The sequence below is a fragment of the Candidatus Enterococcus myersii genome (assembly GCF_017316025.1).
Taxonomy (GTDB): Bacteria; Bacillota; Bacilli; order Lactobacillales; family Enterococcaceae; genus Enterococcus_C; species Enterococcus_C montenegrensis.
In genome coordinates this window covers 213,132-238,547 of record NZ_JAFLVT010000005.1, presented here as the reverse complement: position 1 = coordinate 238,547, position 25,416 = coordinate 213,132, and the positions used below count along the sequence as shown (strand labels likewise).

Annotated in this window: 25 protein-coding genes; 22 read left to right on the top strand and 3 right to left on the bottom strand. The window is 36.6% G+C overall.

Annotation, left to right across the window (positions count from 1 at the left end):
- Positions 1-174: 174 nt before the first annotated feature.
- From JZO76_RS03945 to JZO76_RS03935, 3 genes are all read left to right on the top strand, one after another.
- Positions 175-1,221 (top strand): DUF1002 domain-containing protein, encoded by a 1,047-nt coding sequence (locus JZO76_RS03945; protein ID WP_206902873.1) that lies wholly within the window; start codon positions 175-177, stop codon positions 1,219-1,221.
- 317 nt (positions 1,222-1,538) lie between these two features.
- Complete coding sequence (locus JZO76_RS03940) at positions 1,539-2,408, top strand: viral A-type inclusion protein (protein WP_206902872.1); 870 nt, start codon at positions 1,539-1,541, stop codon at positions 2,406-2,408.
- A complete protein-coding gene (locus tag JZO76_RS03935; RefSeq protein ID WP_242595763.1) occupies positions 2,401-3,393 on the top strand; it encodes a hypothetical protein in 993 nt (330 codons plus the stop codon). Before JZO76_RS03940 ends, JZO76_RS03935 begins: the two co-directional genes overlap by 8 nt.
- A 79-nt stretch (positions 3,394-3,472) precedes the next feature.
- Here JZO76_RS03935 and JZO76_RS03930 read toward each other — a convergent pair whose 3' ends face one another.
- Positions 3,473-4,813, bottom strand: coding sequence for an amino acid permease (locus tag JZO76_RS03930; protein ID WP_206902871.1), 1,341 nt, complete (start codon positions 4,811-4,813; stop codon positions 3,473-3,475).
- A 278-nt stretch (positions 4,814-5,091) separates the two neighbouring features.
- Here JZO76_RS03930 and JZO76_RS03925 point away from each other — a divergent pair, with 278 nt between their 5' ends.
- Positions 5,092-5,730, top strand: a complete 639-nt coding sequence (locus JZO76_RS03925) for a thermonuclease family protein (protein ID WP_206902870.1) — start codon at positions 5,092-5,094, stop codon at positions 5,728-5,730.
- Between the two features lie 221 nt (positions 5,731-5,951).
- Here JZO76_RS03925 and JZO76_RS03920 read toward each other — a convergent pair whose 3' ends face one another.
- Positions 5,952-6,227 carry a hypothetical protein gene (locus JZO76_RS03920; RefSeq protein ID WP_206902869.1) on the bottom strand — a complete coding sequence of 92 codons (276 nt, stop codon included), beginning with the start codon at positions 6,225-6,227 and terminating at the stop codon, positions 5,952-5,954.
- A gap of 240 nt (positions 6,228-6,467) precedes the next feature.
- Here JZO76_RS03920 and ahpC point away from each other — a divergent pair, with 240 nt between their 5' ends.
- The 12 genes from ahpC to JZO76_RS03860 all read left to right on the top strand — a co-directional run bounded on the left by ahpC (position 6,468) and on the right by JZO76_RS03860 (position 19,162).
- Positions 6,468-7,031, top strand: a complete 564-nt coding sequence (ahpC, locus tag JZO76_RS03915) for an alkyl hydroperoxide reductase subunit C (protein WP_206902868.1) — start codon at positions 6,468-6,470, stop codon at positions 7,029-7,031.
- 127 nt (positions 7,032-7,158) lie between these two features.
- Entirely contained in the window at positions 7,159-8,688 is a 1,530-nt protein-coding gene (gene ahpF / locus JZO76_RS03910) for an alkyl hydroperoxide reductase subunit F (protein WP_206902867.1), read from the top strand.
- A 454-nt stretch (positions 8,689-9,142) separates the two neighbouring features.
- A complete protein-coding gene (locus JZO76_RS03905) occupies positions 9,143-9,463 on the top strand; it encodes a hypothetical protein (RefSeq protein WP_206902866.1) in 321 nt (106 codons plus the stop codon).
- Entirely contained in the window at positions 9,453-11,429 is a 1,977-nt protein-coding gene (locus JZO76_RS03900) for a V-type ATP synthase subunit I (protein ID WP_206902865.1), read from the top strand. Before JZO76_RS03905 ends, JZO76_RS03900 begins: the two co-directional genes overlap by 11 nt.
- On the top strand, positions 11,426-11,896 hold the full coding sequence (locus JZO76_RS03895; protein ID WP_206902864.1) for a V-type ATP synthase subunit K: 471 nt from the start codon (positions 11,426-11,428) through the stop codon (positions 11,894-11,896). Before JZO76_RS03900 ends, JZO76_RS03895 begins: the two co-directional genes overlap by 4 nt.
- A gap of 27 nt (positions 11,897-11,923) precedes the next feature.
- Positions 11,924-12,520, top strand: a complete 597-nt coding sequence (locus tag JZO76_RS03890) for a hypothetical protein (protein WP_206902863.1) — start codon at positions 11,924-11,926, stop codon at positions 12,518-12,520.
- Between the two features lie 49 nt (positions 12,521-12,569).
- Positions 12,570-13,562: a V-type ATPase subunit gene (locus JZO76_RS03885; RefSeq protein WP_206902862.1), complete on the top strand. Its 993-nt coding sequence runs from the start codon at positions 12,570-12,572 to the stop codon at positions 13,560-13,562.
- Entirely contained in the window at positions 13,552-13,863 is a 312-nt protein-coding gene (locus JZO76_RS03880) for a V-type ATP synthase subunit F (protein ID WP_206902861.1), read from the top strand. The genes JZO76_RS03885 and JZO76_RS03880 overlap by 11 nt, the downstream gene beginning before the upstream one ends.
- Before the next feature lie 14 nt (positions 13,864-13,877).
- On the top strand, positions 13,878-15,659 hold the full coding sequence (locus tag JZO76_RS03875; protein WP_206902860.1) for a V-type ATP synthase subunit A: 1,782 nt from the start codon (positions 13,878-13,880) through the stop codon (positions 15,657-15,659).
- Entirely contained in the window at positions 15,652-17,028 is a 1,377-nt protein-coding gene (locus tag JZO76_RS03870; RefSeq protein WP_206902859.1) for a V-type ATP synthase subunit B, read from the top strand. Before JZO76_RS03875 ends, JZO76_RS03870 begins: the two co-directional genes overlap by 8 nt.
- 5 nt (positions 17,029-17,033) lie before the next feature.
- Complete coding sequence (locus JZO76_RS03865; RefSeq protein WP_206902858.1) at positions 17,034-17,669, top strand: V-type ATP synthase subunit D; 636 nt, start codon at positions 17,034-17,036, stop codon at positions 17,667-17,669.
- Between the two features lie 140 nt (positions 17,670-17,809).
- Positions 17,810-19,162 (top strand): TrkH family potassium uptake protein, encoded by a 1,353-nt coding sequence (locus tag JZO76_RS03860; RefSeq protein WP_206902857.1) that lies wholly within the window; start codon positions 17,810-17,812, stop codon positions 19,160-19,162.
- Positions 19,163-19,217: 55 nt separating this feature from the next.
- Here the strand turns inward: JZO76_RS03860 and JZO76_RS03855 are convergent, their stop codons facing one another.
- Positions 19,218-19,784, bottom strand: coding sequence for an SOS response-associated peptidase (locus JZO76_RS03855; protein ID WP_206902856.1), 567 nt, complete (start codon positions 19,782-19,784; stop codon positions 19,218-19,220).
- Between the two features lie 71 nt (positions 19,785-19,855).
- Between JZO76_RS03855 and JZO76_RS03850 the strand changes: the two genes are divergently transcribed.
- From JZO76_RS03850 to JZO76_RS14230, 6 genes are all read left to right on the top strand, one after another.
- Complete coding sequence (locus JZO76_RS03850; protein ID WP_242595762.1) at positions 19,856-20,500, top strand: endonuclease III domain-containing protein; 645 nt, start codon at positions 19,856-19,858, stop codon at positions 20,498-20,500.
- Between the two features lie 4 nt (positions 20,501-20,504).
- Complete coding sequence (locus tag JZO76_RS03845) at positions 20,505-20,855, top strand: hypothetical protein (RefSeq protein ID WP_206902855.1); 351 nt, start codon at positions 20,505-20,507, stop codon at positions 20,853-20,855.
- Between the two features lie 111 nt (positions 20,856-20,966).
- Positions 20,967-21,635, top strand: coding sequence for a hypothetical protein (locus JZO76_RS03840; RefSeq protein WP_206902854.1), 669 nt, complete (start codon positions 20,967-20,969; stop codon positions 21,633-21,635).
- Between the two features lie 2 nt (positions 21,636-21,637).
- Positions 21,638-22,501 carry a sce7725 family protein gene (locus JZO76_RS03835; RefSeq protein ID WP_206902853.1) on the top strand — a complete coding sequence of 288 codons (864 nt, stop codon included), beginning with the start codon at positions 21,638-21,640 and terminating at the stop codon, positions 22,499-22,501.
- Between the two features lie 316 nt (positions 22,502-22,817).
- A complete protein-coding gene (locus JZO76_RS03830) occupies positions 22,818-23,537 on the top strand; it encodes a metal ABC transporter ATP-binding protein (RefSeq protein ID WP_206902852.1) in 720 nt (239 codons plus the stop codon).
- Positions 23,534-25,306, top strand: a complete 1,773-nt coding sequence (locus JZO76_RS14230; protein WP_206902851.1) for a metal ABC transporter permease subunit — start codon at positions 23,534-23,536, stop codon at positions 25,304-25,306. Before JZO76_RS03830 ends, JZO76_RS14230 begins: the two co-directional genes overlap by 4 nt.
- Positions 25,307-25,416: the final 110 nt, after the last annotated feature.

The following is a 25,416-nucleotide window of genomic DNA, read 5'->3' as shown; positions in this document are numbered from 1 at the left end:
AGGACGTCGCCACGCAAATATTAAGCCAAGTCAGTTTGACTTGGCTTTTTTTCTTTTATTTTCCAAATCTCAAGATTGAGTAAAAAGTATAAATAAATTGTTAAAATAGCTTTTTTTATTGTATTCGTTAATGAAGTTTGTCTACAATGTTTATATAACGAGAGGAGTATTCTTATGAACATAAAAACAAATAATAAATTCAGTTATCTGCTATTAGTTGTTGTGGCATTACTCACAACTTTAATTACTTTTACTAGCAATGCTGCAGCAGCTGAAGACACAGTTATAAACGAGCGTTGGGGAGAGCCGACGGTGGTGTTGGGTTCTGCATTAAATAGTACCCAAAGAGCTGAAACGTTAGACAAATTTGGGGTAAACCCGGATGATGTAAATATTGACGTTGCTAATGGTGCCGATTTAGTGAAATATCTAGGCTATGGTAGCGGTGATGATAACGTAATGTTTAGTTCGGTTATGGTAACCAGAGAAAACGAGGGTAAGGGGATTAAAGTTGATATTTTAACACCAGAAAACATTACTTTAATCACAGCAGATCAATATAAAAATCCACTAATTACAGCAGGAATTGCAGATGCAACAATCAAAGTTGCAAGTGTTGTAAAAGTTACCGGTGAGAGTGCTTTGACTGGTGTTTATAAAGCTTTTGAAGCCAATGGTGAAAAAGTAAACGAAAAAAGAGCACAATTAGCGCAAGAAGAGCTGGATACAACACAAAGCGTGTCAGACTCGATTATTAAAAATGCTGCGCAAAAAAATAATGCTGAAAATTTGAGTAAGTCGGATCAAGAAAAAGCTGATGAGACATATCGAACACAACTGAATCAAACATTAGTAGAAATTAAACAAGAGTTAGCTGCACTAAAAGAAAAACAAGGTGAATTAGCTACTAAAGCAGATGTTGAGAAAATTGTTAATGATGCATTAGCAAAATACAATTTAGCCGATTTTATGACACAAGATGATGTAAATAAATTAGTAAATTTAGCTGAAAAATATCAAAAAACTGATGGTGTTTTGGATAAAGAATCATTGGCACAACTTGATAAGTTGAGTGATAGCTTCAATAAAACTGTTAATAAGCTGACTGATGAATTAGGTTCTTTTGGTGATAAACTAAAAGGGAGCCTAAATGACAATCAAGGCTTTTTTACAAATTTATGGCAGAGCATTAAAGATTTCTTTTCGGGCATTTTCAACTAATGTTAAAAGTACAGCGTTTAAAAATAGCTATTTTGCTAATTTTTAAAGTCGTTGTACTTTTTTGTACTATAGCGAAAGTATAAATTTTTTACAAGAAAAAAATTGGTTAGACTGCTTTAGCCTTTAAGGCTGCCTAGCTTCACATACTAGCTTTCCAAGAAAGAACAAGAAATAAACTGATTTAGCTAATTTTGATCTTATGCTTTTGACTGGATGGTTTTTTCAGTCTTTCTTATTTCTGTTTTATAGCTTAAATAAGGCTTATTTACTAATTAATGCTAAAATAGAAATATAATGTGTTGAAAGAAGGGATTAAGATGACCAACGATTACGATGAACCAAATTCAGAAACGACAGAATTTGAGGAGTCTAAAAGTTTTAGTGAAATAAAAGAAGTAGCATCAAAAAATATTGGTCAAATGTTACATGACCTAAAAGATTTTGAATTGGCCATCAAAGAGGAGCGAATTCCAGATATCTATCGGATATACAATGGACGATTGCATGATGAGTTGAAAAAAACTTCCAATGCAAATCATGAAATTGATAAGTTATTAACTAAAAAGATTCATGACAGTTTTATGACAACTTTTCCTTTTATGCGTCACCATGAAAAAGTTTCAGAAACGTTAAACTACTACCGAATTGGTGACTATTATCGTCAAAGAGCAGCGGTTGGAATTGATACAAGTATTCCAGAAATTTTCGTTATTCCAAAAATTGATAGTGAATGGGAAGCTTTCATTGCTGATCATGATGGATTGATGAAACAAATTGAGCAGGAAATGGATCAGCTAACAGCTAACACAATTACAGCAAAAGCTCAAATTGAAAAGCTTGATGAAAAGATTAAAGAGCTTAACCAAAAGGAAAAAGCGATTGAAAATACCAAAGGATTTTTTAATCGTGGGAAAACTGACGAAGAGTTGGATATGATTCTTAAACAAAAGGAAGAATTGACGGCTCAGCGTGCTAAATGGCTACCTTATGTTGAAGAACGAGAGAAAACTGCCCAACAAAAAGCTATCTTAGAAAATAAATACCAGCAAGTCAGACTAAACCGTGCTCTGGTTACCAAAGAGTTCCGTCAGATTAAACGTTACTTTGGTGGTTTGGAAGAGTTACAAGAACAATTATCAACTTTCATAACAGAATATTTAAATGAAGGAGGCAAAGAAAATGACTGACGGTAAAAATGATTTGCCCCAAGAGTCACTAGCAACTCCCGTAAGCGAAACATCAAATCAACCAAAAGCAGTAACCGACAACAGGGCTGTTGAGGAAAGATTGACTACAGAGTTACCAAAAACAACAGAGGCAGAACTTTATCAACAAAATAAAGAAAATGACCATGATGAAATTGTGTTGTTAATTGCAGCTTCAGAAAAGGAATTGGCCGACTTAAAATTGCGTAAAGCTTTAATGGAAGCCGATTTTGAAGAGTTACTGGCTGAGTTTGGCCGTCTGATTGTCCCGCAAGCCGAAATTTCTGTAATTGCCAAAAAAATCTTATTAGAATATTTTTCTTACGAATTATTAAAACCATTACATTCAGTGGGGTTAAAACCGGCAGAAAATAGTTATGATGTATGGGAAACAAAACACTTCTTAGTTCAATACTATTTAGATGATAAGCAAAACCTAATTTTCAGTTTTAAAATTAATCCTGTTGATTCACGTTTTACTTCAGAATTTATGCCGTTAATAATGATTGATATACAAGCGATGAAAGTTACAGTTAAAGACGAAGAAGTATTGCGCCTGGTTCATTTGTGGTATGCGGATCAAGTATTTTCAAAAAGTCAGTTGTCTTTAGTAAACTATGATATCAATTTATTGCTGCAACACTTTCGGACTCTGGATTTTGATGTTGCGGCAACGCTTTTAGATAATACCCAAGAACTACATGTTAAATTGGAAACCGACTATCAAATGGCTACAAGTGTTTTAGATGAAATCTTTATCATTACCATGGAGAATGAGGATTTTGATTTTGAAAAGACGGCAGCCAATCACTATGAGGTTTTATTAGATCAAGATCAGAAGGTTGCGATTTATCCAGATGATAATGAGAAGACAGCGCTATTTATTGATTCGAATAGACGGCGACGTTCTTTATTAGATTTCTTTACCAGCTATGCTTTTTTAGTCCCGCTATTGGTACGAGGATAGTAAAAACCCAAGAACAAAAGCATTTTTTCTTTGAATAAAAGAAAATTTCGCTTTGTTCTTGGGTTTTTTATTTAAAAAACTAATCGAGTGCAGCTGCATTAGCAGCAGTACGTTTTTGTAAAAAATAAGAGAGGACGATTAAACCATATAAAACAATCGTCACTTCGGTAACTACTAAATTACTAGTCGTTAAAATTGCGATAAAAATCGCGGTTAAACTTACTAAGGTTACTATATTTACTGTCTTTTTAAATAAAGAAGTGCTATTTTTTTGCAAGTAGCTAAAGTATGCTAAACACAACATTAGCCAAATTAAAAGCACAGTATAAGAAAGAGAACCCACTAAATAAGTAAAGAGTGATTCACCAAATAAATAAGATAATAAAACGCCAATATAAAGCATTCCAGTTGAAAACATGACAGCTCGATTGGGCACACCATGTTTATTTAAACGCATATATTTACTGAATTTTTTTGTTTTAGAAAGTTGTAAATGCAAAATTCGTGATGATGCATAAATACCAGAGTTGATTGAAGAAAACAAAGCAAAAACGATTACTAAATTAACAAGATCGGCAGCAAACGGAATTTGCATTTTTTCAAAAATCAAAACAAAGGGACTCGCATCTGAGTTGGCTAATGTTTGCCATGGATAAATAATAAGCAGTAAAAACATAGGGACGATATAAAAAGCGATAATGCGAAATAGCACACTGCGAATCGCTTTGGGAATAGATTTAGCGGGATCTGCGGTTTCTCCCATTGCAATGATGACCAGTTCAGTTCCACCGTAAGAATAAACTACTAATAGCAAAGAATTTAATAAACCTTGCACTTTATGGGGGAAAAAGCCACCATGACTCGTTAATGAACTCATCGTAGGTACTAAACCATCATGGAAAATCCGACCTAAAACAAGATAACTAGCAAAGATAATCAGTAAAACAACGACACTGATCTTTCCCATCGTTAACCAAAATTCGGTTTCCGCAAATATCTTAACAGATAAAAAATTAATCATCGTCGTGAGTAAAGAAATAATTAATATAAAAATCCAAGCAGGAACATTGGGAAACCATAACTGCATGAAGCTCGCAGCGGCTACTGCTTCTGCAACAATATTAATCATCCACATCGTCCAATAAAGCCAATCGGTAAAGTAGGCCGAAAAAGAACCGATATAAGGTGCAACGACACCAGATAAACTTTGCGCGTGACTGTTGTTCACCGCTAAAGTACCCACCGCATTCATAATACTAAATAATAACAATCCGCCCAAAAAGAAAGCCAGAATAACAGAAGGTCCGGCTAAATTAATCGCTTCGCCACTTCCTTTGAACAAGCCGGCTCCAATTGCGCCTCCCAGTGCCAACATGGTAACATGGCGAGAATGCATCTTTTTTTGTAGTTTATTTTCCATTTTTTCACCTATCTTAAAAGCTATGTAAAATAACAATAGCCGTATTTTTAAAGAACAAACAGTATCATACTGGAATATTCTGAAAATTTCAACACTAAATTGCATAAATTTTTAGAAATTTCATTTCATTTGTTCAAAAGATAAAAGTAAGGCATAATAAAAAAGCATTCAGCAAAAAGAACAAAGAAAAAATAAGGCACAACTGTTGGAAATTGAGCTTTTTAACGAAGTGAGCCATGTAAAATTTTTTGTTAATATTAATTTTTAAAGGTGAAAAGATGAAAAAGAAAATCAGCTTAGGGAGTATTTTGATTGTCTTGCTACTTTTTTTCTTGCAAGTCACAGGTGTTCTTCCTAATACAGAAAAAAAACAATCCCAAGCAGATGTTCCGCACAATACGACGACAACAACCAAACATGTCGCAATTGAAGCTGTTGATTTAGACAATCCGCCCCGACTAGAGAAAATCACAGTCTTGCGTATCCGCAATGTCGATGGCGATACTTTTGCATTTTACGTTCATGACAAAGAATATAAATTACGGCTATTGATGGTCGATACACCAGAAAGTGTTAAACCTAATCTAGCAGTGCAACCCTTTGGTAAAGAAGCGAGTGCTTTTACCAAAGATAAGTTAGCAAATGGGGATATTAGTATCGTTTTTGACAAGGGTGAAATAAAAGATAGTTATGGACGCTATTTAGCCTATGTCTATGTTAAAGATGAAATGTTGCAAACAGCGTTGTTAAAGGCAGGTCTAGGTATTGTACGTTATGTCAATGCCGGTGGTGATAGCTATGTTAATGAGCTTTTGGCAGCACAAAAGTCTGCCCAAAGCATGCAGTTAGGGGTTTGGCAAGAAAAAAATTACGTAGTGAAGAAAAGTAACGGCTATTATCAGTATAATGAGAGATAAATTAGTATATGATTAGACTGGCCTTGTCTTTTTTGTTAAAATAGAGCTATAAGAAAGTCCATTTCTTTTACCTCCAGGTGTGTGAAGACAAATTTCACACACCCTTTTTTAGGGTAAACCCACTGGGGTTGAGAAAATTGCTTCTTTGACCTAATAATTTAGCCTATGGTTATTCTTTTATAAATAAAGACCCAGATTCGTATTGAACCTGGGTCTTTATTTTATTCTTCTGATAAAATGACTCTTACCATTTTATCTAAGAATTCTTCTTCGGTCATAGGGTTTTCTGAATCTTCATGAGAAAAAGCTTTTTCATTTTTTTGACCATCGGTAAAGCGATAAGTATCATCTGCGCTGATAAAGAAGAAGTAATCTTTTTCACCTTCGATATAAAGAACTTCTTTTTGATCAGGATACTCCACTGTAACATCCATTACGGTGATACCAGATACGTGATTTGTCAAATAATCTTCTGCTTGTTTAATTGTTAATGCCATGATTATCAATCCCTTCTTTTATATAGTACCACTATTCACAAAAGGGAGTATAAATAAACACTTATTATCAGAATTAAAAAAAATAATGATTTTTTTTGCTGGAAAAGGTTCACATTGATTCGTTTTTAGATTATAGTAATTATAAATTGATAATTACTATTTCCTTGATAAATGGTTTTTACTAGGGAACAGTTTTCAATTAGATAAATATATTCTCAATAAATTAGCGGAGGTAAGATGATGTCAATGATTGGAAAAGAAGTGGCTGAATTCAGCGCGCAAGCATATCATAACAGTGAATTTGTGAGTGTTTCAACAGAAAACTTTAAAGGAAAGTGGAGTGTTTTATGTTTTTATCCTGCTGACTTTACGTTTGTCTGTCCAACAGAATTAGAAGATCTGCAAGACCAATATGAAACATTGCAGTCCTTAGATGTGGAAGTTTACTCTTGCTCCACAGATACCCACTTTACCCATAAAGCATGGCATGAAACATCAGAAGCCATTGGTAAAATCAAATACTATATGATTGGCGACCCTAGTCATAAAATTGCTGAAATGTTCGACGTTTTAGATGAAGCGGAAGGATTAGCGCAACGTGGTACGTTTATTATCGACCCAGATGGCATTGTTCAAGCTGTAGAAATTAACGCTGACGGGATTGGACGTGACGCAAGTACGTTAGTAGACAAGATTCGTGCAGCCCAATATGTGCGTACACATCCAGGTGAAGTTTGTCCGGCTAAATGGAAAGAAAGTGGCGAAACACTGACGCCAAGTTTTGATTTAGTGGGTAAAATTTAAACTAGTCTAATTGCAGCTGTGATTAGACTTTAGTTGCTAAAAATATTACCGTCAACTTCTTTAAGTGCAGCCTCATTGCTGTTTACTGATGTAAGTTTGGCGGTTTTTACTTAAAGGAGAAAAAAAATTGTTAGATAACAACACCATCCAACAGTTAAAACAGTATTTGACCATGCTAGAAGGGCCTGTTGTATTTAATGCTAGCCTTGGTAGCGATGAAAATTCTAATAAAATGAAAGAATTCTTAGTAGAAGTTACAGCATTATCAGATCTTTTAAGTTTTGAAGAAGTCGCAGGTTTGCGAAAGCCCCAATTTACCGTTGACCAACCAGATCAAACAAGTGGAATTACTTTTGCCGGTTTACCTTTAGGCCACGAATTTGCTTCATTTATTTTAGCGGTTTTACAAGTTAGCGGACGGGCACCAAAAATTGACGAAGCAGATTATCAGCAAATTGAAGGAATTACCGAAACGCTACATTTTGAAACCTTTATTAGTTTAACGTGTCAAAACTGTCCTGATGTTGTTCAAGCGTTAAATATCATGGCTGTTTTAAATCCTAATATCAGTCACACTATGATTGAAGGGGGGACATTTAAAGAAGAAGTAGAGACAAAAAATATTTTAGCTGTTCCTACGGTCTTTTTAAATGGCGAGGAATTTTCAAGTGGTAGAGCAACACTTGCACAATTGTTAAAGAAAATCCCAACGACCCAAAAGGTTGACTTCAAAGCAAGGGATCCTTTTGATGTTTTAGTTGTCGGAGGTGGTCCTGCTGGGGCCAGTGCCGCAATTTATGCGGCGCGAAAAGGGATTCGGACAGGCTTATTGGCCAATGAATTTGGCGGACAAGTATTAGAAACTTTAACGATTGAAAATATTATTGGAACGCCAAAAACAAAAGGTCCTAAATTTATGGCCGAAGTAAAGCAACATGTTGAAGAATACGATGTTGATTTGATTGATGGGCAAATTGCCACAAGTATTCAAAAAGATGACCTCGTAACCCTTAATTTAGAAAATGGCGCAACCCTTCAAAGTAAAGCGGTGGTTTTAGCTACAGGCGCACATTGGCGTAACCTGAATATTCCTGGCGAAGCTAAATTCAAAAATAAAGGAGTAGCGTATTGTCCCCATTGTGATGGTCCACTATTTGCTGGAAAAGATGTCGCCGTTGTTGGTGGCGGAAATTCCGGTATTGAAGCGGCTATTGATCTAGCTGGTATTTGTCATCATGTCTATGTTTTAGAATTTTTATCGGAATTAAAGGCAGATAAAATTTTACAAGAACGACTAGGCGAACTTCACAACGTTACGGTTATCTTGAACGCTGAGACAATGAGCATTGACGGAGATGATAAAGTCGCAGGCTTAACATATCGCAAACGTGAAACTGGTGAAAAAGAAACCCTTGCCGTAGCCGGCGCCTTCATTTTGATTGGCTTACAACCAAATACAAAGTGGTTAGAAAGTACGGCTGTTAATTTAAATGAACGCGGTGAAATCATTACCACCGCTGACGGCAGGACAAATGTTGCTGGAATTTTTGCCGCTGGTGATTGCACAGACAGCCGGTATAAGCAAATCATCATTGCTATGGGATCAGGTGCAACCGCTGCGTTAGGGGCTTTTGATTATTTAATTCGTCAAGGTTAAAAAGTAAAAAAAATTTTTTTTTTACGGAAATAATAAGCTGGAAAAACCGGTTATGTCAGTCTTTTACACCAAGAAAAGTTATGATTTTTTTCTAAAGTCATAGCTTTTTTTATTGGGGTTTGTTATCATGAATGAGTAATATTTTTTCCATATTTTGTAATGGTTGAGTCAAAGACTTCAAGGATCGCGTTCTTCAAGGGGTGAGAAGAGCATTTTTGAAGTGCTTTTTTTAAACGTACTTCAATATAGTTGAAGTACGTTTTTTTTATTAGCAAATGACGAGTTATCATTACGATTAGGGCAGTCGTGTCTAGTTTTTTAAAATTACGCTTTTTCGTATTGTAGTGAAGTATTGATAGAAATACTAAGCAAAAATTTTAATGAAAGACTTAAAAGTTGAACTTTTGACAGTTGACTGAAAGCTTTTCTTATTCGCAGCAAAGGAGGAAATCAATTGAAGGAAGCTTTAGATAAGATTAAAGCAGCAGAAATGAAAAACGAAGATTTACAAAATGACTTACAAAAAGAGTTGCAAGAATATGCTGAAAAAAAAGAAATACAATTGCAATTACTCAAAGATGGTCTTAAAGCAAACCGACAGCAACAACTTGAAGCAGCAGAAAAAATTGCAGAAACAGCACTAAAAAGTGAGAAAGAAGAACTTTTAGCCGCTGCTAAACAAGAAAAAGCGACATTTACTGCGCTTTACAAAGAGCGTCATGAAAAAGTCGCCACTTTCATTATAGAAAGGGTGCAGGAGACTTATGGCAGTTGAAGCAGTAAAAAAGATTTCCTTAATTTTAGAAAAATCCCATCAAGAGGAGCTACTCCAACTTCTTCAGGGGCTACAAACTGTTGAAATTACAGATTTAGTATCAGATGAAGAGAATAAAACCTGGATTGACTATTACTTTCCCGCTGGGGTACAGATTTCCCACGAAGGTATGCAAAAATACGAAAAATTATTACAGCAAATTGAAACAGCTTTGCGCTTTGTCAGAAATCATGGGAATGCAAAAGAAAAAACAGTGGAGTTAAAACGCAAGACGCTGGATTTTTTTGCTTTGGAAAATGAGTTTGATGAAACTAAATTACGCAAACAATTAGACCAGTTAGCTGATTTACAAAATCGCTGGTCTGAAATGCAAGAAGCTAAAAAAGTTAATTTAGAAAAAGAACAATGGGGAACATTATGGCAAAGTCTTGATGCATATACAGCTGATGAAACTGCCAGTACCCAAATGTTGTTAGGAACTTTAGAAGATAAATCGTGGTTAGATTTTTTAAGTGAAGTAAAAGATAATGACAATCTTTATGTCGAAAATATCTTTACTGAAAAACAAATGACAGGTTTTGCTTTGATCTATTTAAAATATGAAGCAAAAAATGTGCAAGAATTATTACAAAAGTATGGGGTCAAAGAGGAAGTAAACCCATATAACAAATTACCAAAACAAGTCCTACAAGCCGCTAAAGCACAATTGGCAACTCTTGCTAAACAAGAAAAAGCTTTGGTGGCAGAAATTGGGCAACGAAAAAAAGAAATTGCTTCTTTACAATTAGCTGAAGAAGTCATTTTAGCTAAAAAAGAACGAGAAATCGTTAAAGCAGGCTTAGTAAAATCTGATAATCTCGTCGTATTATCCGGTTGGATCGCAGATAGTGATTGCCAACAGTTTGAAATGCAGTTAGCCAAACACTTTTTGAATCATGAAATTTACTATACCTACGCAAAACCAACAGCAGCAGAAATAGAAACGTTAAAAACCCCCACCAAGTTGAAAAATGCAGCCGTGGTTCAGCCTTTTGAAATGTTAACTGAGATGTATAGTCTGCCACAATATCAAGAAATTGATCCTACACCGTGGTTGGCACCATTTTATTTTGTCTTTTTTGGCATGATGGTGGCAGATTTAGGCTATGGTCTTTTAATGCTTTTAGTCACAACCGTGGCATTAAAAAGAGTTACCTTAAGTAAAGGCGTCGCGCGCTTTATGAAATTGTTCCAATATTTATCAGTTTCGACGATTATTTGGGGGCTCATCTATGGCAGCTGCTTTGGGGCAGAATTACCATTTTATCTCTTGTCTCCTTCAAAAGATTTCATGGCGATTTTTGGTATCTCAATGGTTTTTGGCGGAATTCAATTGTTTACCGGCCTGTTCTTAGCTGCTAAAGAAAACATTAAGAAAAAAGATTATGTACAAGCTGTGAATCAAGGGTTTTCTTGGCAAGCAATTTTAGCTGGGATTATTATCGCCGCAGCTGGGAAATTGGTACTCGCATCTGAAGCAATCTTTATTTTAGGAATTGTCGTCGCAGTAATCGGTGCAATTTGTGTTCTTTTAATTCCGGCTGTAACCGGAAAATCAAAAGTGGGCGGCTTTTTCATGGGATTGTATGAACTTTATGGCGTTACTAGTTATATTGGCGATTTCGTTAGTTATAGTCGCTTAATGGCCTTAGGGATTTCTGGGGGGAGTATTGCTGCTGCCTTTAACATGTTAGTGGGGTATATGCCCCCTGTGGCGCGCTTTAGTGCTGGTGCCGTTTTAATCATTGCTTTGCAGGGGTTAAATATTTTCTTATCTTTGCTTAGTGCTTATGTTCATGCGGCACGGTTACAGTATGTCGAGTTTTTTGGAAAATTTTACAACGGCGGTGGACGTGCTTTTAAAACGTTTAAGCCGACAGAAAAATATGTCAACTTTAAAGAAGAAAATGGAGGAAAGAACAAATGATCGACTTTTTAATTAACAACCAAGGTGGTATGATTTTTGCGATTATCGGAATGGGGATTGCAACAATTTTTTCAGGGATTGGATCATCTAAAGGGGTAGGTCTGACCGGTGAAGCCGCTGCGGCGTTAACGACGAGCCAACCAGAAAAATTTGGACAAGCGTTAATCTTGCAATTATTACCAGGTACTCAAGGTTTGTATGGATTTGTTATTGCGTTTATGATTTATGGTAGTTTATCTGCTGATATGTCAATTGTAACGGGCATGGCCTATTTAATGGCTTCTTTACCAGTTGCGTTTACCGGCCTATTTTCAGGGATAGCCCAAGGTAAAGTTGCTGCTGCTGGTATTCAAATTTTAGCAAAAAAACCAGAACACTTCTTTAAGGGGGTTATGTTTGCGGTAATGGTTGAAATGTATGCCATTTTAGGTTTCGTTATCTCATTTCTACTTTTAGGTAGCATCTAGTTTCCAATAGTAAAAGGAGGTAGAAAAATGGACGCCATTACAAAAATTATTGAACAAATAGATGAAGCTGCAGCAACAAAACGTGCAGCCTATAAAGCAGAACAACAGGCGCAAATTGATGATGATTTTCTGAGGCGCAAAGCTTTGATTGAAGCTGAAGACGAAAAATTAACCGCACAATTAGAAAAAAATCAAAACGTAAAATATAAGCAACTTCATGCCCGGCAACAGATGGAAGTAAAGCAAGAAACGCTGTTGGCAAAACAGAATTATCTAAGTCAAGTCTTTGAGGAAGCCTATGCCAAAATGCAAGCTTGGCAAAATGACGCCCTCCAAGATTTTGCTGCCGCTTGTTTACAACAGCTTCCTTTTGAAAAAGGGAAAAAAGTTATTTTCAAACCAGCAAACAAAATGCCAAAATCATGCTACCCGGAAAAATGGTTAGAGCAAATGAATGAAAAATTGGACTATGAGTTGGTTTATGGAGAAGAAATTACGGCAGATTCATACGGTTTTATCGTCGATGATAACGGCGTGCAGTATAACTTTTTGTACCGAGACTTACTAAATGAAATCAAAACATCAAATAGCAACAGTATTTCACAAATGTTGTTTGAAGGATAAAAAGTCGAACCTTTTAAAAGAGGTTGGCTTTATGACAAGGAGCGCGTTTATGAAACAAGATTTATATCATCAACTAAATCCTTATGTTCGCTTGAAAGAAACAGAAATTTTAGCTCCTAGCTTTTATGAGCAATTGATATCTTCAGATTTACCAAAAATAAAAGAACTATTAAATGCTACGGTCTATGGTAAATATTTAACAACGGATTTCCCCAATAATTTTGATGCTGTTTTAAATCAAGAATTACTAGCAAGCTACCGTGAACTAGTTGAAAGAGCACCCGTACCAGAGGTTATTTTTATCTTTACGATGCGCTTTACTTTGCATAATTTAAAAGTTTTAACAAAAGCGCATTATATTGGCGAAAATTACGACTATTTATATTTACCAGATGGCTTTTATGAACTAGATGAGCTAAAACACGCCATTGAAACGGGAAAATCCGCTGTATTGCCACCCTCAATTTTAAAAAGTATCAATGAAGTGCGGGAGTACTTGGCAGAATCTGCAATTTTGCAAGGAATCGATGTTATTTACGATCGTCGCTTTTTAAAAGAACAAAGACGTTTAGGCGAGGAACTAGGTTATCCTGAATTGTTAAAAGAAATCATTACTTTTATTGATTTAACTAACATCATAACCGCTTTACGCTGTCTTTTACAAAAACGGAGTCAAGCCTTTTTAACGGCCGTGTTGTCAAGTTCTGGTAGTATTTCAAAAGAAACGTATTTGGACTTTGCCAAATTAGATATTTCAGCTTTAAAAGAGTATCTTTTGGCAAGCGAGTATGGGGATCTTTTGGCACCTGCGATTAGTGGTGAAAAAATTGATTTTGCCAAATTAGATACAATTAAGGATAATCGGCTGACAGAAATGTTCGCATCCGCCCAAACGGAAGCTTTTGGACCGTTACCGCTATTAGCGTATCTAAACGCCAAAGAAATCGAAACAAAAAATCTACGACTGATTGTTACGGGTAAGAAAAGTGGCTTTACAAACGAACAAATTAAAGAGAGGATGCGAATAACCTATGACATATAAAATTGGTGTAATTGGAGATAAGGAATCCGTATTGCCGTTTAAACTGTTTGGGTTCACCGTCTTCTCAGACACGAAGAAAGAGGCTGTTTTGCAAGCTTTTTTACAAATGGCATCAGAAGGTTATGGTGTTATCTATTTAACCGAAGCTTGCGGTAAAGAAATTGCAGAAGAAATCAATCGGCATAAATCAAATCCTAAACTGTCCGTAGTTTTGATTCCAAATCATGATGGTACGTTAGGTATTGGCCGCCAAATGATTCAAGACAATGTTGAAAAAGCAGTCGGACAAAACATTTTGTAAAGGAGCTAAAGATAGTGCAAGTTGGCAAGATAATCAAAGTATCCGGTCCCTTAGTAATGGCCGAAAATATGAGTGAAGCCAGCATCCAAGATATTTGTTTTGTAGGTAGTCTTGGAGTTGTTGGCGAAATTATCGAAATGCGAGGCGATGTTGCTTCAATTCAGGTTTATGAAGAAACTGCTGGTATTGGACCTGGAGAACCCGTTCGTTCTACGGGTGAAGCTTTATCCGTTGAATTAGGACCCGGGATTATTTCCCAAATGTTTGACGGTATTCAACGACCGTTGGATGTTTTTATGGCCCAAACAAAAAGTAATTTTTTGACACGGGGTGTTCAACTACCAGCATTGGATCACGAGAAAAAATGGGACTTTCAAGCCAATGTAGCCGTTGGAACTAATGTCTCTGCGGGAGATATTGTCGGGACAGTGGCGGAAACAAAAATTATTACCCATAAAATTATGGTACCAAATGGCGTTTCTGGTACGATAAAAGAGATTAAATCGGGTATGTTTACTTTAGATGAAGTTATTTATGTCTTAGATACTAAAACAGGTGATAAAGAATTCACCATGTTGCAAAAATGGCCGGTGCGTCGTGCGCGGCCTGTGAAAGAAAAAATGAATCCCCAAGCCCCAATGATTACCGGACAACGTGTAATTGATACTTTTTTCCCTGTAACCAAAGGTGGCGCTGCGGCAGTTCCTGGTCCTTTTGGGGCGGGTAAAACCGTCGTTCAACACCAAATTGCCAAATGGGCAGATGTAGATTTAGTTGTTTACGTCGGTTGTGGTGAGCGGGGCAATGAAATGACGGACGTTATGAATGAATTTCCAGAATTAATTGATCCCAATACTGGGGAATCTTTGATGGAACGCACAATTTTAATTGCAAATACATCAAATATGCCAGTGGCAGCCCGGGAAGCTTCAATTTATACCGGTATTACAATTGCCGAATACTTCCGTGATATGGGCTACTCTGTGGCCATTATGGCAGATTCTACCTCTCGTTGGGCCGAAGCGCTAAGAGAAATGTCTGGTCGGCTAGAAGAAATGCCTGGAGATGAAGGGTATCCTGCTTATTTAGGTTCACGTTTAGCTGAGTACTATGAACGAGCTGGCAAAGTAATTGCCTTAGGACAAGAAGGTCGCCAAGGCAGTATTACAGCTATTAGTGCCGTCTCTCCTTCTGGTGGGGATGTTTCAGAACCGGTGACCCAAAACACACTACGCGTCGTAAAAGTATTCTGGGGCTTAGATTCTACTTTGGCACAAAAACGACACTTTCCGTCAATAGACTGGCTTAAAAGCTATTCTTTATATGACACAGAAGTTGGCAATTACTTAGACCAAGAATTACAAGTTCCTTGGTCAGAACTTGTAATAAAAGCCATGCGTCAGCTACAAAAAGAATCAGAATTACAAGAAATCGTGCGCTTAGTCGGAATTGACTCTCTATCTGAAAAAGATCAGCTGTTACTAGAAGTAACCAAATCCATTCGTGAGGATTACCTACAGCAAAATGCTTTTGATGATGTTGATACTTTCACTTCAAGAGAAAAACAATATCAGATGCTTTCTAATATTATCGCTTTTGGGGATGAAGCAGAAAAAGCCTTAGAATTAGGATCTTACTTGTCAGAAATCATGTCAGGCACTATCTTACTGCGCGATAAAATTGCCCGTATGAAATACGTGCCAGAAAACGAAATCAATAAAATTACAGATTTAGCGCAAGAAATTAAAGAAACAATTAAAACGATTATCCAAGAAGGGGGCATGAATCGTGATTAAAGAATATAAAACGATTGGCGAAGTTGTTGGCCCCTTAATGGCTGTTGATAAAGTTGCCGGTGTGAAGTACGAAGAATTAATCGAAGTACGTTTACAAACAGGAGAGATGCGCAAAGGTCAAGTTTTAGAAATCTCAGAAGATAAGGCCTTGGTTCAAATTTTTGAAGGTACTGGCGGTATCAATCTTAAAGATTCAGCAGTACGTTTTTTAGGTCATCCTTTACAGTTGGGCGTATCACTAGATATGATTGGTCGAACATTTGACGGGTTAGGACGACCAAAAGACAATGGGCCTGAAATTTTGCCTGAAAAAATGTTGGATATTAACGGTGAAGTAATTAATCCAATGGCACGAGATTATCCAGATGAATTTATTCAGACCGGTATTTCATCCATCGATCACCTGAATACACTGGTCAGAGGTCAAAAGCTACCCGTATTTTCTGGTTCAGGTTTACCTCATAAAGAACTAGCTGCACAAATCGCCAGACAAGCAGCAGTGTTAAATACCGATGATGATTTTGCTGTTGTTTTTGCTGGTATCGGGATTACTTTTGAAGAAGCGGAATATTTCATGGAAGACTTTCGTAAAACCGGAGCAATCGACCGTTCGGTAGTCTTTATGAACTTGGCTAACGACCCTGCGATTGAGCGGATTGCGACACCACGTATGGCATTAACTGCTGCTGAGTATTTGGCTTATGAAAAAGGAATGCACGTTTTAGTTATCATGACAGACATGACAAATTATTGTGAGGCATTACGGGAAATTTCAGCAGCACGGCGAGAAGTTCCAGGCCGACGAGGTTATCCAGGATATTTATATACCAACTTAGCAACGTTATACGAGCGAGCAGGTCGAATTAAAGGGTTAAAAGGTTCTGTCACGCAGATTCCAATTTTAACTATGCCAGAAGATGATAAAACACATCCAATTCCCGATTTAACTGGCTATATTACAGAAGGACAAATCATTTTATCTCGAGATTTGTATAAGAGTGGGATCAAACCACCAATTGACGTCTTACCTTCTTTATCGCGACTTAAAGATAAAGGAACCGGCCCAGGTAAAACTAGAGAAGACCATGCTGCGACCATGAACCAACTATTCTCAGCCTACGCTCAAGGAAAACAAGCGAAAGAATTGGCGGTTGTTTTAGGGGATTCTGCTTTATCTGAAGTTGATAAAATTTATGCCCAGTTTGCTGAACGTTTTGAAACTGAATACGTTAACCAAGGTTATGAAACGAATCGCTCGATTACCGAAACCCTTGATTTAGGTTGGCAATTATTAAGTATTTTGCCAAAAACTGAATTAAAACGAATTAAAGATGATATGATTGAAAAGTACTTGCCAGAAAAGGGGTAGTTTAGATGGCGCGTTTAAATGTTAATCCGACTCGAATGGAGTTGGCGCGCTTGCAAAAGCAGCTGACAACGGCCAAACGGGGACATAAATTACTAAAAGATAAACAAGATGAATTAATGCGCCGCTTTATTTTGATGGTCAAAGAAAACAATCATTTACGCCAGGAAGTAGAAGGGTTGATGGAAAGCGCCATGCGCGCTTTTCGCCTTGCTAATGCAACTTTAAATGAAGCGTTTATTGAAGAATTGTTCATTTTACCCGCTACCAGAGTAGAACTGGAAATGGATCAAAAGAATATTATGAGTGTGGAAGTTCCTGTTTTGAATTTCCATTACGATGAGGATCTTTTTGAGGCACCATTAGAGTATGGCTATCTGAATTCTAATGTTCCTTTAGATAATGCCATTGCTCGATTTACGACCGTTTTACCGAAGTTGTTAGCTTTAACCGAGGTGGAAAAAACGTGTCAATTGATGGCTGGTGAAATTGAAAAAACAAGACGCCGAGTGAACGCATTAGAGTATATGACGATTCCAGAGTTGGAAGAGACAATTTATTACATCAAAATGAAGTTGGAAGAAAATGAGCGTTCTGAAGTAACGCGGATGATTAAAATAAAAAATATGAACCGTAATATGTAACAAAATTTTGCTTTAAAAAATCCGGGAGAAATCATTGCGAATTTTTCCCCGGATTTTTTTATTATCTGGTACAATCTAGGGTAAGCATTTCATTGCTTTAACTTAAATTATCCTAGAACGTGTAATTGGAGGTAAGTTTCTTGAAACGATGTAAAAAAGCTCCCTTAGCAACACCGCAGCTAATATCATTAGGTTTTGCCGCGGTAATTTTTGGCGGAGCTTTATTATTGATGTTGCCTATTTCTAGTCGTCAAGGCGTAGTTACGCCCTTTATTGATGCCTTATTTACTGCAACATCGGCAACTTGTGTTACCGGCTTAACAACAGTTAATACTGCAGAACACTGGACACCTTTTGGTCAATTTATTATTTTAATGATGATTGAAACAGGCGGTTTAGGTTTTATGTCGTTACCGGTATTCTTTTTTATGATTGCTAAAAAGAAAATCAATTTACGCACCCGAATGCTATTAAAAGACTCACTTAATTTGGAGCAAATGAATGGCGGCGTCAATTTGATGCGCTACATTTTATTAACTTCTGTCATTATTCAAGGTCTCGGCGCTTTGGCTCTGAGTTTTTCCTTTATACCGCGTTATGGTTGGGCAAAAGGAAGTTGGTTTAGTATTTTTCATTCTGTTTCGAGTTTTTGTAATGCTGGTTTTGACTTATTGGGTGATAGTTTAGCAGGTGACCAACAAGATATTTGGCTTCTTTTTGTGGTGATGATTTTAATCATCGCAGGCGGACTAGGCTTTTTAGTCTGGTACGATATTATGCAATATCGCCAGCGCAAGCGTCTGTCCATCCACTCTAAAATTGCCCTGATCATGACAGGTAGTCTTCTTTTATTGGGCACTTTGGGATTTTATCTGACCGAACATAACGGTGAAAGCTTAGTGGTAGGAAATTGGTTGCAACGTCTATTTAATACCATGTTTATGGCAGTAACACCACGAACAGCAGGTTATTACTCGGTCAATTACTTTGAGATGAGCCATGCCGGTTTAATTCTAACCATTGTTTTAATGTACATCGGTGGCACATCAGGTTCCACTGCTGGTGGTTTAAAAACCACAACTTTTGGTGTGTTACTCATTCAGATGAAGAGCATCCTAAAAGGACGCAATCAGGCGGAATTTAGCGGTCGAACGATTCCAGCTGGTGCTATTTTTAGAGCTTTAACGCTATTTTTTATTACATTATCACTTTGCATTTTTGCGACGATGATTTTATCAGTCACAGAAAAAATTCCCGATGTTGATGGCTTGGGACTAGAGTATATTGTTTTTGAAGTTGTCTCAGCTTTTGGGACAGTCGGTTTAACGATGGGATTAACCCCTGAACTTAGCATGGTAGGCAAAGTAATTATTATAGCCTTGATGTTTATTGGCAGGGTGGGAATTATGACAGTATTATTCTCATTAATTGCAAAAGCAAGACAGCAAGAACAACATTTCAAATATCCGGAAGAATCAGTTTTAATTGGGTAACAATAAGTTTCGTATAATTAGAATATGTAAACTTACAACCTAAAAAAGTATGCCATTATTTTTCTGGCATACTTTTTTTTAGGGTCAATTTAGGTTCTAATTGTTGTTTACGGTAGCTATTGGCAAAATTATCGTCAGTTAACCAGGAGCGAATAGCTTTTTTTTCAATGATTAACGGCATCCGATCATGAATTTTAGCAACAGTTTCATTGGGACTCGTCGTCATAATAACAGATTCCAACTCGTCATTGTGTTGGCGATAAAAGCCACCGACATAAATTTCTTTTTCATCGGTAGGGGTAAATAGAATTTTATTTTTGTCATGATCCCATTCAAAGAATCCTGTCATTGGAAAAACACAGCGACGCTGATAAAAGCTTTCAGCAAAAAGTGGTTTTTCTGTTACCGTTTCACTACGGGCGTTAATAATACGACTTTTATTTTTGGTTGTCGTAAATCCCCAACGCGTAAGTCCCAAGCGGATTTTTCCGTCTTTACCAGGAGCAAGGGTTACAACATTTTCGCTAGGAGCAACCTCACCGATTTTCCCTAATTGTTGTAGTTGTTGATAATATTTTAATAATTCCGTTGTCTTTAAATCAAAAAGATAACGACCACACATCACAAAAACCTCCTAACCTCAGTTTCATACATTCATAAGTAATTGCGCTATAATGAAGAAGAGGTGATAGTTTGAAACAACAGGTATATGCATTATATCAGAAAATGTTCCAAAAGATGGGGCCTCAAGGCTGGTGGCCAGCTGATTCAAAAGAAGAAATTATATTAGGAGCTATTCTTGTTCAAAACACCAACTGGCAAAATGCAGCAATTTCACTAGAAAATTTGAAAATGGTAACGGATTTTTCTAGTTTCCAAATTGCGAATTTATCTGTGGCACAGTTACAAGCATTGATTCGTCCCAGTGGCTTTTTCAAAAATAAAAGTCAGGCTATTCACGAAATTTTTACCTGGTTGCTAGCTTTTGATGTCGATTTTTTTAAAGTGCGTAACTATTATGGTGAAAATTTAAGAGATCAATTACTCACTTTACACGGGATTGGTCCAGAGACAGCCGATGTGTTATTACTGTATGTTTTTGATCTGCCTGTTTTTGTCGCAGATAGTTATGCCAGACGTCTTTTTACACAGTTGGGAACACCACAACTACATAACTATCAAGCTTTAAAAAAGCTGGTTAACTTGAGTGATTTCACCTTAGCAGAGGCACAAGAATTTCATGGGTTAATCGATGAGTTTGGAAAAGAGTTCTTGAAAAAGAATACATTTAATAGGAGTTTTTTAAGAGATTACAAAATCAATTTACGTCAGGAGTAAAATTATGAATCCATTTTTTACAGTTTTTAAAAAGACCCAACAATTTCTTTTATTACAAGCTTATGCAGATGAAATTATGAGTGAAGAAGAGCTAATGACATTTTTGTTAAATGAAACAACGGATGCCCGCTTTAGCCTGATCAGTCAAAAAGGTTTATATCTGGTAACCCCAAATGTATCATTGGATGAGTTTACCTATGATTTTTATGCCCCAAGTGAAGTTCAAGCCAGTTTAGCAAAAGAAAGTGTTGCGGTTTTACTAGCCACGAAGGTAGAAACAATTGCTTTACCTTTTAGTGAACTAGATGATGCAAAAAGTATTTTGGCAGATATTAACTATTTGTGGTCTAATTAACTTCACATTTACGAACAAACGTTCTATACTGTTGTTATCACCAACTCTTTTATGTTTATTTTAAAATAAATAAATTTTGGCAGTTGGACAACTGATTAAATGAGGGATGTTATGAAGACAGCACTAACTTTAGCCATGGAGGAAGCTTTATATTTTCATTGCCGCCAAAAAGGTGATGTGGTAATTGAGGAAGTTGTTATGCCAGACAATAAAGGGATCGTGGATACTTTATCTTGCAAAATTTTACCGGATCAAACTTTTGAATGGCGTTGTTATGAGTTAAAAGTGAGTAAGGCTGATTTTAAAAGTACCGCAAAGTTGTCTTTTGTGGGTCACTTAAATTATTTTGTTTTACCTCCGTCTTTGTACGAAAAAGTCAAAGAAGAGATTCCACCGCATGTGGGCGTACTTCTCTTTCACCCATATCTAAGTGATTTGGAGTATGGCGTGCCGGGATATTTTGAAACGGTAAAAAAAGCGCAGCGCCAACTTTTACAAGTAAATGAAAATGAACTCTTGTATCACTTGATTACTTCTCAAGCAAGGGAAGTGAATAAAGCCAAACAAACCGAACGTGGGTTACGAGTATTTAGCACCGACCAACTGTATAAAGAGTTAAAAAGACGGGAAAAAGATTACGATATTTTTAGCGGTGCGGTTAATTATTATGATCGTTTTATTGCAGAAACACAAAACCAAGCAGTAGAAGCACTAAAGGAAGAATTAGAAGCAACGCGGGCCGCTTATTTCACTCTTGAGCAACGTCTATTGGAGGAGTAGTGATGTATTATCCTTATTTTCGCGGTAAACAATTTGACCTGTTAGCTTTACGCCAACTCAGTGAAGCCGGTAAATTAAGCCCGGTTATTAAGCCTGTTATTGAGCCAGTCAAAGATAATCCTGCTTTAGGAAAATTGCTGCTACAATTTAACAACGTCAATCAACCTTATTTTCTCATTGACAACCCGCAAGCAGGTGATTTTTTAACATTAGCAGGGCAAGAAAAATTACAGCAGTTAAATGGTCTTAAGACGCACATTATCACGGAACCTGTAAAAAGTGTGACAGATTATCCACTTTTGATTGCGCAAAGTGCAGCGGTACTACAAGATGCTGACTTTCCTACTTTTGAGATACCTACAATTGCACCTTTAGAATTTCGGCTGTTGCAACATGTAAAAGGACCCAAAATAGTTTTAGAAGATAATTTTTTACGCTTAAGAGCTAGTTCCTATCGGGAAATACCTGATGAAGTTTTTACTCTCAGTCATCTAACGTATCAAAAAAGAGGGTTTGTAGGCTTTAGCGACTTTTCAATTGATAGTCGACTTTACTATGAGCAAAACTACCCGACAAAAGCAATCGTGTTACATTTGGTTTATTTTGCTGAACAAGAACAATTAAGAATTCATCATTTTGTTTCCCCCGCCGAAGAATTACCTGATTTTGCGACGCGTTTTATGGCGGTGATGGCAGAGGTTAGCCAATTTCCGGCGTTTTTAAGTAACGATACCTTAGGGTTGGAAATTTTGAAACAAAGTTACGCAAAAGGGAAATTTCCCGGAATGGGTGTCCTACGCAAAGCTTGCGTGATGCACCATTTAGAATTGATGAGTCGTTTTTTTGAGACAAAAACAAAGGAATGAACATTTTTTGCAAACTTCTTTTGTTATTGCGCAATAAGATTAGGATATTTCATTTTCATTTTTCAGATTTCAAAATTTATATTTTCCGAAAAAATAGTTTGTGAAGTTACATATGGATATGCCAGCTGTAAAAAGACTTATTCATATGAAAATTTTATATTATCCTTCTAAATAAAAAGTGCACAGTTTAGAAACTGTGTATTTTTTTTACCTTGTAGAAAAGTTAGGCTTGCCGAAAAATAAAAGTTTGGGTATACTAATCTAAAGTATTATTATTTAGGTATGCCTAAAAATATAAAATGATGAGGTGAATGAAATGATTCGTTTTGAAAATATAACTGCAGCATATAGTCAACAAATTGCTGTCGATCATGTTAGTTTTGAAGTTACACAACCAACTATCGTGGGTCTTTTAGGACCCAACGGAGCGGGTAAATCCACTTTTTTAAAAGCGGCTTTAGGATTAATTCCTGCAACTGGCTCAGTCACTTATAAAGGGGAACCCTTACAAAAAAATCAGCAAGAAGTCGCCTACGTTGAACAAAAAAGTGCAATTGATTATACCTTTCCAATTACAGTAGCAGAAGTAGTCTCGTTAGGTGTCTACCCGCATTTAAAACCATGGGCTAGTATGAAAAAGTATTGGGGAAAAGTTATGGATGCCCTAAAAGCGGTGGATATGCAAGATTTTGCCAAACGTCAAATTGGTGAACTGTCTGGCGGTCAATTTCAACGTGTCTTGCTTGCCCGCACATTAGTACAAGATGCAAGTTTGATTTTCTTGGATGAACCTTTTGTTGGCATTGATGCCACGAGTGAACAAATTATTATGGGCTTGTTGCGTAAGTTAAAAGAAAATGGAAAGACTATTTTTATCGTTCACCATGATTTAAGTAAAGTTTCAGTGTATTTTGACGAAATTTTACTATTAAGACAACAAAAGATTGCCTACGGAACAGTCCAAGAAGTTTTTACCCCCCACTATTTAAAAGAAGCCTATGGGGATGCAATACTTATTGGAGGTGATTTTACGTGATTACGCATTTTATTAACGGTTTAACAGAATACCATTTTTTACAAAACGCTTTAATTACGTCAATTGTGATTGGGATTGTAGCCGGTGCGATTGGATGTTTCATTATTTTACGTGGAATGTCACTAATGGGGGATGCAATTTCTCATGCGGTCTTACCAGGAGTTGCGTTATCGTATATTTTAGGGATAAACTTCTTTATTGGTGCGGCTGTTTTCGGTATTTTAGCAAGCTTGGTTATCACATATATCGCCAATAATAGTACGGTCAAAAGTGATACTGCCATTGGGATTACCTTCAGTTCGTTTTTAGCTTTAGGTGTGATTCTAATTGGTGTTGCTAACAGTTCCACAGATTTATTCCATATTTTATTCGGGAACGTTCTTGCAGTTCAAGATAGTGACAAATGGATTACCATTGGAATTTCTGCTTTGGTGTTACTATTACTTATTATTTTTTACCGTCCCTTATTGTTGACCTCTTTTGATCCCATGATGGCCAAAGCCTTTGGAATGAAAGTAAATGTGTACCACTACTTATTGATGTTAATGTTAACATTGGTCTCTGTTACTGCAATGCAAAGTGTAGGGACAATTTTAGTGGTGGCGCTGCTGATTACACCAGCAGCAACAGCCTATTTATTTACTAAGCGATTAAAATATATGATTTTACTTTCCGGAACACTAGGGGGCTTAGCTTCTGTTATCGGACTTTTCATAGGGTATAGTTTTAATATTGCTGCTGGTTCTTCAATCGTATTAACAGCAGCGACAATGTTTTTAATCGGCTTTTTCATATCACCTAAAAAAGCTGAACAAACAAAAATGAAACAAAAAGTTTACACGGCCATTGCTGCTCTTGCAGTTTTTGGTATTGGTATTTTTGGCTATCAGCATTTTAGTACACCAAAAGTAAATGGCAGTGAAGAAAAAATTTCGGTAGTAGCGACAAATTCGATTATTGCCGATATGGTAAAAGAAGTAGCCGGCGACAAAGTGGCACTCCACAGCATCGTCCCCGTAGGAAAAGATCCCCATGAATATGAACCTTTAGCCAAGGATGTTCGTAAAACTCAGGATGCAGATGTCATTTTTTATAACGGCTTGAACCTTGAAACAGGTGGTAACGGCTGGTTTACCAAGCTAATGGCCAATGGACAGAAAAAGCCAAATGAAGATTACTTTGCAGTAAGTGACGGTGTTGCGGTGATTTATCTTGAAGGGGATGGTCATGGTAAAGAAGATCCTCATGCTTGGTTAAATATCGAAAATGGAATTTTATATGCTAGAAATATCGCGAAAACATTAAGTCAAAAAGATCCTGCTAACAAAGCGATCTATGCGGAAAACTTAACAAAGTATGAAGAAAAATTATCCGCTTTAGATAAAGTGGCAAAGAAACAATTTGCTAGTATTGCTACCGATCAAAAATTAATTGTAACCAGTGAAGGCTGTTTTAAATATTTCTCTAAAGCATACGGCATTCCTTCTGCTTATATTTGGGAAATCAATACAGAAGAAGAAGGGACACCAGATCAAATTACCTCGTTAGTTGATAAATTGAAAGCTTCGCAGGTAAAGGCGCTTTTTGTAGAAAGTTCTGTTAATAAAAAACCGATGCAAAGCGTTTCAAAAGATAGCAAGATACCAATTTACGGGGAAATTTTTACTGATTCAATTGCAACTCCTGGTAATCCTGGGGATAGCTACTACAATATGATGAAGGAAAATTTAGAAACTATTTTTGCTGGTTTAGCCGGTAAAAATGATTAATATTATTTCCTACACAAAAAGCAGCCAGTTTATTCTGACTGCTTTTTGTTTGGTGTAAAATAGGCGCAAAAAGCATAAAAATATTTTACTTTATGCTATTCTTAACCCAG

What these genes read in the sequence shown, in the direction of transcription:
- JZO76_RS03945 (WP_206902873.1), top strand. Translation starts at nt 175, where the DNA reads ATGAACATAAAAACAAATAATAAATTCAGTTATCTGCTATTAGTTGTT.
- JZO76_RS03940 (WP_206902872.1), top strand. Translation starts at nt 1,539, where the DNA reads ATGACCAACGATTACGATGAACCAAATTCAGAAACGACAGAATTTGAG.
- JZO76_RS03935 (WP_242595763.1), top strand. Translation starts at nt 2,401, where the DNA reads ATGACTGACGGTAAAAATGATTTGCCCCAAGAGTCACTAGCAACTCCC.
- JZO76_RS03930 (WP_206902871.1), bottom strand. Translation starts at nt 4,813, where the DNA reads ATGGAAAATAAACTACAAAAAAAGATGCATTCTCGCCATGTTACCATG.
- JZO76_RS03925 (WP_206902870.1), top strand. Translation starts at nt 5,092, where the DNA reads ATGAAAAAGAAAATCAGCTTAGGGAGTATTTTGATTGTCTTGCTACTT.
- JZO76_RS03920 (WP_206902869.1), bottom strand. Translation starts at nt 6,227, where the DNA reads ATGGCATTAACAATTAAACAAGCAGAAGATTATTTGACAAATCACGTA.
- ahpC (WP_206902868.1), top strand. Translation starts at nt 6,468, where the DNA reads ATGTCAATGATTGGAAAAGAAGTGGCTGAATTCAGCGCGCAAGCATAT.
- JZO76_RS03900 (WP_206902865.1), top strand. Translation starts at nt 9,453, where the DNA reads ATGGCAGTTGAAGCAGTAAAAAAGATTTCCTTAATTTTAGAAAAATCC.
- JZO76_RS03895 (WP_206902864.1), top strand. Translation starts at nt 11,426, where the DNA reads ATGATCGACTTTTTAATTAACAACCAAGGTGGTATGATTTTTGCGATT.
- JZO76_RS03890 (WP_206902863.1), top strand. Translation starts at nt 11,924, where the DNA reads ATGGACGCCATTACAAAAATTATTGAACAAATAGATGAAGCTGCAGCA.
- JZO76_RS03885 (WP_206902862.1), top strand. Translation starts at nt 12,570, where the DNA reads ATGAAACAAGATTTATATCATCAACTAAATCCTTATGTTCGCTTGAAA.
- JZO76_RS03880 (WP_206902861.1), top strand. Translation starts at nt 13,552, where the DNA reads ATGACATATAAAATTGGTGTAATTGGAGATAAGGAATCCGTATTGCCG.
- JZO76_RS03865 (WP_206902858.1), top strand. Translation starts at nt 17,034, where the DNA reads ATGGCGCGTTTAAATGTTAATCCGACTCGAATGGAGTTGGCGCGCTTG.
- JZO76_RS03855 (WP_206902856.1), bottom strand. Translation starts at nt 19,784, where the DNA reads ATGTGTGGTCGTTATCTTTTTGATTTAAAGACAACGGAATTATTAAAA.
- JZO76_RS03845 (WP_206902855.1), top strand. Translation starts at nt 20,505, where the DNA reads ATGAATCCATTTTTTACAGTTTTTAAAAAGACCCAACAATTTCTTTTA.
- JZO76_RS03840 (WP_206902854.1), top strand. Translation starts at nt 20,967, where the DNA reads ATGAAGACAGCACTAACTTTAGCCATGGAGGAAGCTTTATATTTTCAT.
- JZO76_RS03835 (WP_206902853.1), top strand. Translation starts at nt 21,638, where the DNA reads ATGTATTATCCTTATTTTCGCGGTAAACAATTTGACCTGTTAGCTTTA.
- JZO76_RS03830 (WP_206902852.1), top strand. Translation starts at nt 22,818, where the DNA reads ATGATTCGTTTTGAAAATATAACTGCAGCATATAGTCAACAAATTGCT.